We start from the raw sequence: 13,055 nt of genomic DNA, 5'->3' as shown, positions 1-13,055 counted from the left end.
CTTGTGCCCCGGCGTTTCACCCGCAAACGGACGTGATGACCGGGACCGCCGTTCCGGTCAGTAGGCGGCGGTGAACCGGGTGCGGTGGTGCTTCGGCCGCTCGGCCTCGTCGAGGAACACCACCGCGAGGTCCTCCATCGAGATCACCGAGTTCCCGTCGGCGTCGACGAGGAGGTCGTCGGTGCCGAGCCGGTAGCGGCCGGTGCGCTCACCGGGTTCGAGGAGGGCGGCGGGGCTGAGGTACGCCCAGTCGACGTCGTGGCCGGTGGTGCGGCAGGCGGCGAGCTGTTCGTCGCAGGCCAGGGCGATCGGCCGCAAGGACGCGGGGAAGTCGGGGACGTCGGCGACGGCCGTGCCGCCGGTGCCGGGCACGGTCAGGCTTCCGGCACCGCCGACGAGCAGGAGCCGTACGCCGGTGGCGTGCAGGCCGGCGAGCAGCGCGCGGGCGACGGCCGCCAGTTCGGGCTCGCGGCCGGGCACGGGCCGGGTCGCCGAGACGACCAGGTCCTGCCCCTCGGCGAGGCGGGCGACGGTGTGCGGGTCGGAGGCGTCGCCGGTGCGCAAGCGGGCGGCGGCGGGCAGGGCGCCCGCGCGGGCCGGGTCGCGGACGACGGCGGTGACCTCGTGCCCGCGCGCGAGCGCTTCGGCGACGACACGGCGGCCGACGCTCCCGGCGGCTCCGAACACGGTGATCTTCATGGGTGAACCTCTCAACGGGTGTGCGCGGGGCGGCGTTCCGTCGCCCAGGTCAGGAAGGATCCGGCGGCGAGGAGCGCGCCGAGTGCGCAGACTCCGGGCCAGCCCGCCGCCGCCCACACGAGGGAGGCGAGGGCCGAGCCGAGGGCGCCGCCGAGGAAGAAGCAGGTCATGAACGCCGAGTTGATCCGGGAGCGGGCCTCGGGGCGCAGCGCGTAGATCACGGTCTGGCTGCTGTTGAGGACGGCCTGCTGGCCGATGTTGAGGACGACGACGCCCACCACGAGCCAGGCCACCGAACGCTCCCCCGCGAGCAGGACCAGCCAGCCGGTGATCAGCAGGGCGGTCGCGCCGCCGGTCACCTGTCGTACGTGCCCGCGGTCGCCGAGCCGGGCGGTGAACGTCATCGTCAGCACGCCCACCGCGCCGACCAGGCCGAACAGGCCGATGGCGGGCGGCGACCAGCCGAAGGGCTCGCCGGACAGCAGGAAGGTGAGCGCGGTGAGCTGGACGCTGTACGAGGCGAGGGAGAAGGCGCTGAGCACGGCGCGGCGGCGCAGCAGGGGCTCGTCGCGGAGCAGGGCGAGGGTGGAGCGGAGCAGGGCCGGGTAGCGCAGGGCGGCGACGACCGGGAGGCGGGGCAGGGCCCGGTGCAGGGCGACGGCGGCGGTGGCCATGAGGGCGGCGAGGACCCAGTAGACGGTGCGCCAGCCGCCGAGACCGGTGAGACCGCCCGCTGCGGTGCGGGCGAGCAGGCCGCCGAGCAGGATGCCCGACATGACGGTGGCGACGGCGCTGCCCCGGCTCCTCTCGCTCGCGAGCGCGGCGGTGTGGGCGACGACGACCTGGGCGCCGACCGAGGTGAGCGCGGTGAGGACCGTCCCCGCGAGCAGGAGCGGGCCGTTCGGGGCGAGCGCCGAGGCGGTGAGGAAGACGGCGGTGGCGGTGAACAGGGTGACCGCGAGGCGGCGGCGGTCGACGACGTCGCCGAGCGGGACGAGCAGCATCAGGCCGAGCGCGTACCCGGCCTGGGAGGCGGTGACGAGGAGGCCGGCGAGGACGCTGCCGAGGTGGAGTTCGCGGGAGATGAGGTCCAGGAGCGGCTGGGCGACGTAGTTGCCCGCGCAGGACAGGCCGGTGGCGGCGGCCATGAGGAGCAGCAGGCTCCGGCGCGGGCCGCTCTCCTGGGGCTCGACCCGGGTGCGTGGCCCGGCGTTCGTCTGTGTCATGGACTCAGGCTGCGCCCCCGCCCGTCCATGAGTCCAACACATACTTGTCATCCCATCGATCGCGGATCACGATGGATCGCATGGAGTTGCAGCAACTGCGGTACGTCGTCGCCGTCGCCGAGACCGGCGGGTTCACCCGGGCCGCCGAGCGGTGCCTCGTGGTCCAGTCGGCGCTCAGCCACCAGATCGCGAAGCTGGAGAAGGAGCTGGGGGCGCGGCTGTTCGAACGGACGAGCCGGTCGGTGCGGTTGAGCGCGGCGGGCGAGGCGTTCCTGCCCGCCGCGCGCCAGGCCCTGGAGGCGGCCGAGCGGGCCCGCGCGGAGGTCGCGGCGGCGACGGGTGAGATCCGGGGGCGGCTGACGATCGGGGCGATCGCGTCGGTGACGGCGGTGGACGTGCCGGGGCTGATGCGGGCCTACCACGCCATGTACCCGCAGGTGACGCTGCGGCTGATGGACGGGGCGAGCGAGACGCTGGTGCAAGGGGTGCGGGAGGGGACGCTGGACCTGGCGCTGCTCGGGGTGCCGCCGTCGTTCCGTACGGACGACCCCGGTATCGAGGGGCGCACGCTCGTGGTGGACCCGCACGTCGCCGTCGCGGCGCCCGGCCATCCGCTGGCGCGCGCCGGGGCCGGGGCACCGGTCCCGCTGTCGAGGCTGGTGGACGAGGCGTTCGTCGACTTCCCCGCGGGGCTCGCGGCGCGGGCACAGACCGACGAGGCGTTCGCGGCGGCCGGGCTCCGGCGCGAGGTGGCGTTCGAGGCCAAGGGCCTGGACTTCCTCGCCGACCTGGTCCGCTGCGGTCTCGGCGTGGCCCTGCTCCCGTCCCGCCTGGTACCACGCCTGCCGGGACTCGCGGTGATCCCGGTACGGGACGGCCCGGTAAGGGAGGAACGCCTGATATGGAGCCACACACGACGCTCCCCCGCGGCGGCGGCCTTCTTGGACTCCGTGCCGGTTTGAGGGCCGTCGTGAGGGGCGGCCGGGCTCTACGACGGGAGGGTGGGGGCTCGTTCCACCGCCAATAGGGAGGCGTCGTCCTGGAGTTGGTCGTGGGCGTGGTGGAGGAGGTCCGCGGCCAGGGCCGCGGTGAACGAGGCGAGCGGGACGTGGGCGAGTTCGGCGGCGCGCTCGGCGAGGGGGTAGAAGGCGCCGGTGGCGTCGCGGGCCTCGGAGACGCCGTCGGTGTGCAGCAGCATCCGCTCCCACGCCGTGTGGGGCACGGGCTGGGCGGCGCACCAGCCGTGCGCGAGGTCGAGCAGGCCGAGCGGGGGCGCGGGCGCGGGCACGGCGGCCGGGACCGCGCCGTCGCCGCGCAGCAGTAAGGGCGGCGGGTGACCGCAGCAGACCAGCTCGGCGGAGCCGTCCGGGGCGACGGAGACGAGGGTGGCGGTGACGAACCGGTCGGGTTCGTCGGAGCGGGCGACCAGGGCGTGCAGCCGGACCGCGAGGACCTCCAACGACCGCTGCCGTACGGCGAGTTCGAGCCAGGCGTCGAGCACGGAGTCGGCGGTGCGGGAGAGCGCGGGGCCCTTGCCCATGACGTCGCCGATGAGCAGCCGGGTGCCGAACGGGGTGGCGACGGCGCCGTGCACGTCACCGCCCGCGCCGTCGTGCCCGGCGCCCGTGGTCACCCGGCGCGCGCTCACACTGAGGGTGCCGACCGTCTCGGGGACCGGGCTTGTCGTACGCGGGCGGGTGGTCATGGTGGCCTTCCTGGGGCGGGGCGGTCGCCGAGGCCGCGGCAACGGGTCAGGGCCACGGTGATCGCGAGGGGTGCCGGGAAGTGTAGTCAGACGGGTGCCGTGTGTGACGTCTTCCCAGAAGTGCGCGGAGCATGTGCCCACGGCATCCGGAATGTGCCCGCGGCATGTGAGGCGTGGCGCGGACCCGACCGCGGGAGAGCAGTGTCCCACCTCCGCCCCGCTCGCGCGGGGTGATCCCGGGAAGCCGCGAGAAGGGAGACGAAACGCTTCTACGGTGGCGGGACAAGACGCGTCGCCGGTGGCGCCGCCGACCGCACCGTACGGAGTGAGACCGCACATGAACCGCAGCTCCGGCCGCCGCACGTGGGGTGAACTGCCCGCCGAGGCCACCAGTTTCGTCGGACGGCGACGTGAGCTGGGGCAGGTGGCCCATCTCCTCGCGCGGGCCCGTCTGGTGACCGTGACGGGGCCCGGCGGGGTCGGCAAGACCCGGACGGCGGTGCGCGCCGCCCGCGAGCTGCGCGCCGACTTCTCCTCGGGCGTGCAGCTCGTGGAGCTGTCCGCGCTGAGCGACCCGGAGCTGCTGGCGAACACGGTCGCCGCGGCGCTGGACCTGCCCGAGCAGACGGCCCGTTCCCCGATCGAGGTGGTCACCGCCCATCTGGCGGAGCGGGAGCTGCTCCTGCTGCTCGACACGTGTGAGCACCTGGTCGACGCGTGTGCGCTGCTCTGCGACGAACTCCTGCGCGCGGCACCGGGGTTGCGGATCCTGGCGACGAGCAGGCAGCCGCTCGACGTGGCCGGTGAGCATGTCCTGGCCCTCGGTCCGCTGAGCGTGCCCGAGCCGGACGCCACCGGCCCCGAGGGGGCGAGCGAGGCGCTGGAGCTGTTCGCCGACCGGGCGTCGGCGGCGGTGCCCGGCTTCACGGTCGACGACGGCAACCGGGCCGACGCGCTGGCGCTGTGCCGCCGCCTCGACGGCATCCCGCTCGCCATCGAGCTGGCGGTCTCCCAGTTGCGGGCGCTCTCCCTCGGCGAGGTGCTCGCCCGGCTCGACGACCGCTTCCGTCTCCTGACGGGCGGGCGGCGCACCTCGGTGCCGCGCCACCAGACGCTGCGGACCGCGATCGGCTGGAGCCACGGCCTGTCGACCGCGCGGGAGCGGCTGCTGTGGGCGCGCCTGTCGGTGTTCGCGGGCGAGTTCGGGCTCCAGGCGGCGGAGGCGGTCTGCGCGGACCCGTCCGAGCGGGTGGGTCCCGCCTCCGGTGTCGCGCTGCCGGTGGAGGACGTGCTGGGGGCGCTGATCGGCCTGGTCGAGAAGTCCGTCGTGATCCGGGTGGAGACGCCGGAGGGCACCCGCTACCGCCTCCTGGACACGATCCGCGAGTTCGGCCGTGAACAGCTCACGGCGCTCGGCGGCGAGGAAACGGTCCGGCGCCGCCATCTCGCCTACTTCGAGGAGGTGGCCCGCTCCTTCGACGAGGAGTGGACGGGCGACGCGCAGGTCCCGCTGCTCCGCGCCCTGGTCCGCGACCGCGCGAACGTCCGGGCCGCCCTGGAGTATTGCGTGTCCTCGCCCCGCCTGCACGGCCATGGGCTGCGGATGGCGACGGCCCTGTGGGGCTACTGGCACACCACCGGCCTGCTCACCGAGGGCCGCTACTGGCTGCGCCGCACCCTCGACGGCTGCCGTGACGAGACGCCCGTACGCGTCAAGGCGTTGTGGCTGAGCAGTTGGTACGCGGATCTGCAGGGCGAACGCGGCGGCAACGAGGAGCTGCTGAAGGAGGCCGAGGCGATCGCCGGGCGCATCGGCGACCCCGTCGGCGCCGCGTGGACGCTCGCCTTCCAGGCGCACCGCCGCTGCTTCTCCGGCTCGATGGACCACTGCGCCGAGGACTTCACCGAGGCCCGCGAGCGGATGACGGCGCTCGGCGACGACACCGGCCTGCTGATGATCGGCTTCTACGGCGGCTTCATGCTCATCCTCTCCGGCGACCACGAGCGGGGCATCGCCTGGTGCGACGACTCGCTCGCGCGCAGCGCCGCGCACCCCGGCGAGCAGTGGGCGCGCGGCTGGGCGCTGTGGGTCAAGAGCGTCGGCCTGTGGCTGCGCGGCGACCACGAGGAGGCGGTGGCCTGCGCCCAGGAGAGCCTGCGCAGCAAGGCGGCGCTGCACGACCTGATGGGGGTGGCCCACTGTCTGGAGGGGCTCGCCTGGTACGCGGCGCGGTTGCGGCGCTTCGACCGGGTCGCCGTGCTGCAGGGCGCGGCGGACGGGCTGTGGCGCAGGTTCGCGAAGGAGGCGCGGTTCGGGATCCCGACGCTGCACGCGCTGCACGCGGACGCGGCGGCGCAGGCCCGCTCCGCGCTGGGCGACGACGGCTACCAGGACGCCTTCGCGGAGGGCGGTTCGCTGCCGCTGGACCCGGTGGTGGAGCTGGCGCTCACCGTGGAACCGGCCGCCGGCGCGCGGCGCTCCGGCCCCGCCGACGTGCTCACGCCCCGGGAGCGGCAGGTCGCCGCGCTCGTCGCGGACGGCCGTACGAACCGGGAGGTCGCCGCCGAGCTGGCGGTGTCCAAGCGGACGGTCGATTCGCATGTGGAGCACATCCTCACCAAGCTCGGGTTCACCTCCCGTGCCCAGATCGCGGCGCTGCGCGCGCCGGCGGCACCGGACGCCGCGATTCCGTCGCCCCGGGTGTGACGAAGCAGGTCATTGCCGCGGCCACAGCCGCTACGGTGAGGACAAGGGACATGCCTACGAGGTCCCGCGGAGGCCGGATGGGCGACGAAGCTGCACGGGGGCCCGGGCCGCTGCCGAGGCTGCGGCTCGACGAACTGCTCGAAGAACTCCAGGTCCGGATCGATGCCGTGCGCGGCACCCGCGACCGCCTCCAAGGTCTCCTTGAAGCGGTCCTCTCGGTCGGCCAGGAGCTGAACCTCTCCCAGGTGCTGCGGCGCATCGTGGAGGCGGCGGTGGTGCTCGTCGACGCGGAGTACGGCGCCCTCGGCGTGATCGGTGAGGACCGGCTGAAGCTGTCGGAGTTCCTGCCGGTCGGCATCGACACCGATCTGCGGTCGCGGATCGGCGACCTGCCCTCCGGGCACGGCCTGCTCGGTGAGCTGATCCGCCACCCCGAACCGCTGCGCCTGCCCGAACTGGCCGAGCACCCGGCGTCCTCGGGGTTCCCGCCGCACCATCCGCCGATGCACACCTTCGTCGGGGTGCCCATCCGGGTGCGCGAGGACGTGTTCGGGAATCTGTACCTGACGCAGAAGCGCGGCGGCATGGACTTCGACGACGAGGACGTCGCGGTGTTGCAGACGCTGGGCGCCGCCGCGGGCGTCGCCATCGAGAACGCGCGCCTGTACGAGGAGGTGCAACTGCGGGAGCGCTGGCTGTCGTTGAGCGCCGAGTTCACCGGGAGCCTGCTCTCCGGCTCGACCGAGCTGCCGGTCCTGCGGCTCATGGTGGAGCGGGCGCGGGAGATCGCCGCCGCTGATCTCGGGATGGTGGCGCTCGTCGTCCCCGGCACCGACACCCTGCACGAGACGCTGGCCCTCGGTGACAACGCCGAGTCCCACCACGACGTGACGCTGCCGCGCAAGGGCACCTTCGCGGGCGCCGCGCTCGCCGCGGGCGAGCTGGTCACCTCGGACGACGTGCGCAAGGACCCGCGCATCACCTACCAGCCCTCGCGCTGGGAGGGGCTCGGCCCCGCCGTCGCCGTGCCGATCGGCACGCCCGACAGTGTGCGCGGGGTACTGACGCTCGCGCGCCGGGCGGAGCGGCAGCGCTTCTCGGCCGCCGAGCTGGTGCCGCTGGTCGGCTTCGCCGGGCAGGCCGCGCTCGCCCTGGAGCTCGCGGAGCGGCGGCGCGACGCGGAGCAGATGAGCCTCCTGGAGGACCGCGACCGGATCGCCCGTGACCTGCACGACCTGGCGATCCAGCGGCTGTTCGCGACCGGGATGACGTTGCAGAGCGCGCAGCGGTTCGTGCAGCATCCGGAGGCCGCCGAGCGGCTGATGCGGGCGGTGGACGACCTCGACACCACCATCAAGATCATCCGTTCCACCATCTTCGGTCTGCGGGAGCAGGAGGCCCCGCCGTCGGGGGCGGGTCTGCGGATACGGACGGTGCGGGCGGTGGAGGACGCGGCGCGGGTCCTCGGCTTCACCCCGGCCCTGCGGATGGAGGGCCTGATCGACGTGGACGTGCCGACGCCGGTCGCCGACGACGCCGTGGCGGTGCTCGGCGAGGCGCTGACCAACGTGGCACGGCACGCGCGCGCGACCAAGGTGGAGGTGGCGCTCCTCGTCCGCGGCCGGAATCTGACGCTGGTCGTGGAGGACGACGGCGTCGGCATCCCGGACGTGGCGGACGAGCACCGCAGCGGCCTGGCGAACATGGCCGCGCGCGCCCGCGGCCGGGGCGGCACGCTGAACCTCACCCGGCGGGAGGGCAACGGCACCCGCCTGGAGTGGCACGTGCCGTTGCGGAAGGGAACCTGACACAACGGCTCGCTGCGGCTCATTGGGGCTCACTGGGGGCGCGGTGGCAGCCTGCTGGCCATCACCGCCGCCTGGATCCGCCGCTCCACGCCCAGTTTGGCGAGGAGCCGCGAGATGTTGTTCTTCACCGTCTTCTCGGACAGGAACAGTCGCAGGCCGATCTGACGGTTGGTCAGCCCCTCCCCCACGAGCGCGAGGATGTCCCGCTCGCGCTCGGTGAGGTCGGCGATCCGGTGGTCCGCCGATGAGCCCGCGCCGCCCGGCCCGGCCTCGTAGGACTCGGGCCCGCGCAGGCTGCGCATGAGGCGTGCCGTCGTCGCCGGGTCGAGCATGGACTGGCCGGAGGCGACGGTCCGTACGGCGGAGACCAGGTCGGAGCCCTTGATCTGCTTGAGCACGTACCCGGCCGCCCCCGCCATGATGGCGTCGAGCAGCGCGTCGTCGTCGTCGAACGACGTCAGCATCAGGCAGTGCAGATCGGGGACCAGGCCGCGCAGTTCACGGCAGACCGTGATGCCGTCCCCGTCCGGGAGGCGGACGTCGAGCACGGCGACGTCGGGGCGGAGCGCGGGCCCCCTGACGAGGGCCTGCGCCGCGGTGGCGGCCTCCCCGACGACCTCCATGTCGGGTTCGGCGCCGAGCAGGTCCCGCAAGCCCCGGCGGACCACCTCGTGGTCGTCGAGGAGCAGGATCCGGACGGGACGGTCCGCGGAGAAGGTCGGTGGCTCAGACATACGTCCCCCTCGGATGTGGTGTCCCTAGATCCTGGGGCCGATCGGGGTGATCCGCCAGGGCCGAACGGCCCCCGAACGGCCGGGCGCCCAGGGCCGTCAGGCCGCGTCGTACCCGTAGGGCGCGTACAGGTCGAGGAGGCGGGAGCGGGTGACGCTGAGGCGGTGGGCGAGGACCTGGCCGACCCACTGCGCGACGAACGAGCCGAGGCCCGGGTCGGACGCGCACATCAGGCGCACGGTGAACGCGTCGAACTCGTGGGCGCGCACCGGGGTCTCGGCCTGTGCGCCGAGCTGCCACACGTAGGGCGGGAACAGCCAGGACCAGCCGATCAGCTCGCCGCGGCCGAGCGACTCGATGACGGGCGACCGCTGACCCGGCACCCGCATGTCCAGGGCGACGCTGCCACTGCGCAGGATCCAGAAGCGGTCCGCGCGTGAACCCTCCTCGAAGAGCCTGGTGTCCTGCGGGAAGGTGACCTCACGGGCGATGCGCATCAGCCGGCCGCGGTGTTCCTCGGGCAGGGTCTGGCTCATGCGCGGGGCCATGGTGGTCATGGGCTGCCTCCTTCCGGGGGCGCGCCACGACGGCCGGGAACGCTTCCCTCCGGTTGCCGCCCGCCCGGGCCGCGTGGGTCGGCGCATGGCCCGGGCGGCGGTCCTCGCACTGGCCGGACTGCCGTCGTGCGATACCTCGACGATCGCCGCCCGCGGCCCTTCCGCCCAGGGGCCGAACGGCCCTGGCCAGGGGGCCTGTCGGATCCCGGTAGGGGGCCCGGTGTCTCAGGCGTGCCGCCGCCCCCACACCGGTTCGACCCGGCTCCACTCCCGTTCCCATGCCGCGAGGCGGCGGCGGTCGAGGACCGCGCGCAGGACGAGCCGGGTGGTGAGGGCGAGGCCCGCCGTGGCCGCCGCCACCAGGAAGCCCGCGGCGAGCGTGTGGGACCAGACGTCGCCGCCGCCCCAGGGCGCCGCGGTGACGTCACCGTGCCGGTCCAGCCAGACCGTGGTGGGGTCGCCGCGCTCGAGCCCGGCCGTGACGGGGGCGACCGCGGTGACCGTGCGGCCCCGCTGGTCGACCCAGCGCACCGTGACCGGGTAGGTGACCGTGGCCTGGACGCCGCTGGCGGCGGGCACGTAGTCCGGCGCGTCCCGTACCAGACGGGCCCGCACCGGCTGCCGGGACCGCTCCTGGACGCGCACCTGTTCCTGGGCGTCCTGGTGGGCGGCCCAGCCGCTCACCGCGCCGGCGGCCGGCGCCACGAGGACGGCGAGCACGCCGAGCACCAGCGCCGCCCATGCCTCGACCACGTCCGACGTGCGGCGCAGCGGGTTGTGCCGCGCTGCCCGGCGACTCCGCCCGCACCATCCCATGGCGGCCTCCTCGCTCCACGCTGACGCGTGACCGCGGCGCGGCACAGGGGCCGAACGTCCCCCGGGCCAGGGCCGGTCCGCCTCTCCCGGCGCGAACGGCGGGGGTGGCAGGGTCCGGAACGCGCCCGGCGCACGGCCCCTTGCGTGCATCCGGTTCCTGGGACGGGCACGCGTGACCGCTCTCTTGCGTGGAACCCGCGACGGAGCCCCTGCAACCCACGCCACCGGGAGGTTCCGTCATGACCCATACGCGCGTCCTGACCGTCGGCACGGACGGTTCGCGCGAAAGCCTGGACGCCGCCGACTGGGCGGCCCGCGAGGCGCTGCGGCGCGGCCTGCCCCTGCGGCTGCTGCACGCCGACACCGGCGAGCGCCTCGCACCGCCGCCGCCCGACGTGGACCTGCCGGGGCGCGCGGTCCTCGACCGGGTGGCGCTCCGACTCGGCTACGCGCACCCGGCGCTGGAGATCGTGGCGCGCCGCCGACCCGCGCCACCGGTCGCCGCGCTCCTCGAAGCGGTCACCGAGTCCGAGACGCTGGTCCTCGGCTCGCGCGGCTTCACCGGCTACTCCGGGTTCCTCGTCGGCCCGGTGGCGCTGGCGGTGGCCGCCCGCGCGGACCGGCCGGTCGTCCTCGTACGGGCGGGCGGGCTGCCGCAGGACGAGCGGACGGCGGACGGCGGCGGGTACCTGCCGGTCGTCGTCGGCCTGGACGTGACCCAGCCCGCCGACGAGGTCCTTTCGTACGCGTTCGAGGCGGCGGCCCTGCGCGGCACGGAGCTGCACGCCCTGCACGCCTGGACGCTGCCGCCGCTCGGCACCGAGGTGCCGGGGACGGGGACGCCGCCCGGTGACGCGGCGCGCCGCGAGTCGCTGCGCCGCAAGGCGCTGGCGAGCGCGTTGCAGGTGTGGCGGGCGAAGTACCCGGAGGTGCCCGTGGTGCAGCGCCTCCTCTACGGGCAGCCGGGCCACCATCTGCTGAAGGCGTCGACGGGGGCCAGTCTGACGGTGGTCGGGCGCAATGCCGGAGCGCCCGAACTGGGCTCCACGGCACACTCGGTGGTGCACCATGTGACCAGCCCGGTGGCCGTGGTCCCGCACACATGAGACGCGTGGCCCCGGTCCGTCCCGACCGAGAGGCAGATGGCCGTCCATGACCGAGTTCCGCCCCGCCCCGGCCTGGCTGTCCGAGGCCGTGTTCTACCAGATCTACCCGCAGTCGTTCGCGGACTCGAACGGGGACGGGATCGGTGACCTGGGCGGTGTCGCCGAGCGGCTCGACCATCTGTCCTGGCTCGGCGTGAACACGGTGTGGATCAACCCGTGCTTCGTGTCCCCGTTCCGTGACGCGGGCTACGACGTCGCGGACTACTTCGCGCTCGCGCCCCGCTACGGCACCGACGACGACCTGGCCGCGCTGGTGGAGCTGGCCGGGCGGCGCGGCATCCGGGTCCTGCTCGACCTGGTCGCCGGGCACACCTCGGACCAGCACGCCTGGTTCCGGGCGTCCGCGGACGACCCGGACGACCATCGCTACATCTGGAGCGCGGACGGCGTCCCCGACGGCTTCGTGCCCTCGCCCGGCACCCGGCCCGGCGGCTACCTGCCGAACTTCTTCGACTCGCAGCCCGCCCTCAACTTCGGGTACGCGCGCGAGGACGCGGCCGAGCCGTGGCGCCAACCGGTCGACGCCGAGGGCCCGCGCGCCAACCGGGAGGCCCTCCGGGCCGTCATGGACCACTGGCTGCGGCGCGGCGTGTCCGGGTTCCGGGTCGACATGGCGGCCTCGCTCGTCAAGGACGACCCGGACAAGCGGGCCACGGCGCGGATCTGGACGGAGCTGCGGCACTGGCTCGACCGGGCCCACCCCGACGCCGTGCTCCTGTCCGAGTGGGGCGATCCGCAGGTGTCCGTGCCGGCCGGGTTCCACGCCGACTTCTTCCTCCAGTTCGGCGGCCCGACGGACGGGCTGGCCATGCGCTCGCTGTGGAACAACGGGGCGGGCACGCGCAACGAGGCGTGGGCGCCGCTCGACTGCTTCTTCGACGCGTCGGGGCTCGGCTCGCCCCGGCCGTTCGTCGAGGCGTGGCGCGCGGCGGACACCGCGCTCGGCGACACCGGCTTCGTCTCCCTGCCCACGTCCAACCACGACTTCTCCCGCCTCAACTGCGGCCCGCGCACGGCGGAGCAGCTCCCGGCGGCGTTCGCCTTCCAGCTGACGTGGCCGACGCTGCCCGCGATCTACTACGGCGACGAGATCGGCATGCGGTACGTGCCGGGCCTGCCCGACACGGAGGGCAGCGTCCTCGGCCCGTACTACAACCGGGCGGGCTCCCGTACGCCGATGCAGTGGGACGACGGTCCCGGCGCGGGGTTCTCGTCCGCGCCGGAGGAGCGTTTCTACCTGCCGCTCGACCCGGACCCGGCCCGCCCTTCGGTCGCCGCGCAACGGGCCGACGAGCGTTCGCTCCTCCATCTCGTACGGCGTCTGGTCGCCCTGCGCACCTCCACCCCGGCGCTCGGCGCCCGCTCCCCCGTCGAGGTGCTGCACGAGGGCCATCCGTTCGTCTACGTCCGCGGGGACCGGTTCCTGGTGGTGGTGAACCCGGGGTCCGAGCCGCGGCGCTGGGCCGCGTCCGAGCCCGGGCGCCTCGCCGGGGCGCGCCCCGTGGAGGTCTCCGGGGTCCGGGTCGCGGCGGACGGCACGGCCGTCGAGGCGGACGGATTCGGCTACGGCGTCCTGGCGCTGACGACGCACTGAGACATCTCCGCGACGGCGCCTTCCCGGAGGTCTGTTCGCGGTCTG

11 protein-coding genes are annotated in these 13,055 nt (G+C 74.5%); 5 read left to right on the top strand and 6 right to left on the bottom strand.

Annotation, left to right across the window (positions count from 1 at the left end):
• Nucleotides 1-57 precede the first annotated feature (57 nt).
• Both ABZ877_RS00175 and ABZ877_RS00170 read right to left on the bottom strand, forming a co-directional pair.
• Nucleotides 58-699, bottom strand: coding sequence for an NAD(P)H-binding protein (locus tag ABZ877_RS00175; RefSeq protein WP_361061697.1), 642 nt, complete (start codon nucleotides 697-699; stop codon nucleotides 58-60).
• An 11-nt stretch (nucleotides 700-710) separates the two neighbouring features.
• Nucleotides 711-1,925, bottom strand: coding sequence for an MFS transporter (locus ABZ877_RS00170; RefSeq protein ID WP_361061694.1), 1,215 nt, complete (start codon nucleotides 1,923-1,925; stop codon nucleotides 711-713).
• A gap of 80 nt (nucleotides 1,926-2,005) precedes the next feature.
• On the opposite strand from ABZ877_RS00170, the gene ABZ877_RS00165 reads away from it, so the two are divergent.
• Entirely contained in the window at nucleotides 2,006-2,887 is an 882-nt protein-coding gene (locus ABZ877_RS00165) for a LysR family transcriptional regulator (RefSeq protein ID WP_361061691.1), read from the top strand.
• 26 nt (nucleotides 2,888-2,913) lie between these two features.
• Here ABZ877_RS00165 and ABZ877_RS00160 read toward each other — a convergent pair whose 3' ends face one another.
• Nucleotides 2,914-3,630, bottom strand: a complete 717-nt coding sequence (locus ABZ877_RS00160; RefSeq protein ID WP_361061688.1) for a PP2C family protein-serine/threonine phosphatase — start codon at nucleotides 3,628-3,630, stop codon at nucleotides 2,914-2,916.
• A gap of 337 nt (nucleotides 3,631-3,967) precedes the next feature.
• On the opposite strand from ABZ877_RS00160, the gene ABZ877_RS00155 reads away from it, so the two are divergent.
• Both ABZ877_RS00155 and ABZ877_RS00150 read left to right on the top strand, forming a co-directional pair.
• Entirely contained in the window at nucleotides 3,968-6,337 is a 2,370-nt protein-coding gene (locus ABZ877_RS00155; RefSeq protein WP_361061685.1) for a LuxR C-terminal-related transcriptional regulator, read from the top strand.
• A gap of 77 nt (nucleotides 6,338-6,414) precedes the next feature.
• Nucleotides 6,415-8,145 carry a GAF domain-containing protein gene (locus ABZ877_RS00150; protein WP_361061682.1) on the top strand — a complete coding sequence of 577 codons (1,731 nt, stop codon included), beginning with the start codon at nucleotides 6,415-6,417 and terminating at the stop codon, nucleotides 8,143-8,145.
• A gap of 29 nt (nucleotides 8,146-8,174) precedes the next feature.
• Here ABZ877_RS00150 and ABZ877_RS00145 read toward each other — a convergent pair whose 3' ends face one another.
• The 3 genes from ABZ877_RS00145 to ABZ877_RS00135 form a co-directional block, all read right to left on the bottom strand.
• A complete protein-coding gene (locus ABZ877_RS00145) occupies nucleotides 8,175-8,879 on the bottom strand; it encodes a response regulator transcription factor (RefSeq protein ID WP_361061679.1) in 705 nt (234 codons plus the stop codon).
• 96 nt (nucleotides 8,880-8,975) lie between these two features.
• Nucleotides 8,976-9,434, bottom strand: a complete 459-nt coding sequence (locus tag ABZ877_RS00140) for a cyclic nucleotide-binding domain-containing protein (RefSeq protein ID WP_361061676.1) — start codon at nucleotides 9,432-9,434, stop codon at nucleotides 8,976-8,978.
• 225 nt (nucleotides 9,435-9,659) lie between these two features.
• Entirely contained in the window at nucleotides 9,660-10,250 is a 591-nt protein-coding gene (locus tag ABZ877_RS00135; RefSeq protein ID WP_361061673.1) for a hypothetical protein, read from the bottom strand.
• A 239-nt stretch (nucleotides 10,251-10,489) separates the two neighbouring features.
• On the opposite strand from ABZ877_RS00135, the gene ABZ877_RS00130 reads away from it, so the two are divergent.
• Nucleotides 10,490-11,356 carry a universal stress protein gene (locus tag ABZ877_RS00130; protein ID WP_361061671.1) on the top strand — a complete coding sequence of 289 codons (867 nt, stop codon included), beginning with the start codon at nucleotides 10,490-10,492 and terminating at the stop codon, nucleotides 11,354-11,356.
• 46 nt (nucleotides 11,357-11,402) lie between these two features.
• Nucleotides 11,403-13,010 (top strand): alpha-amylase family glycosyl hydrolase, encoded by a 1,608-nt coding sequence (locus ABZ877_RS00125; protein WP_361061668.1) that lies wholly within the window; start codon nucleotides 11,403-11,405, stop codon nucleotides 13,008-13,010.
• Nucleotides 13,011-13,055: the final 45 nt, after the last annotated feature.

This window comes from Streptomyces sp. NPDC046939, from assembly GCF_040644575.1.
Classification (GTDB): Bacteria; Actinomycetota; Actinomycetes; order Streptomycetales; family Streptomycetaceae; genus Streptomyces.
The sequence above is the reverse complement of the archived record's forward strand: the minus strand, read 5'-3'. Positions and strand labels throughout refer to the sequence as shown.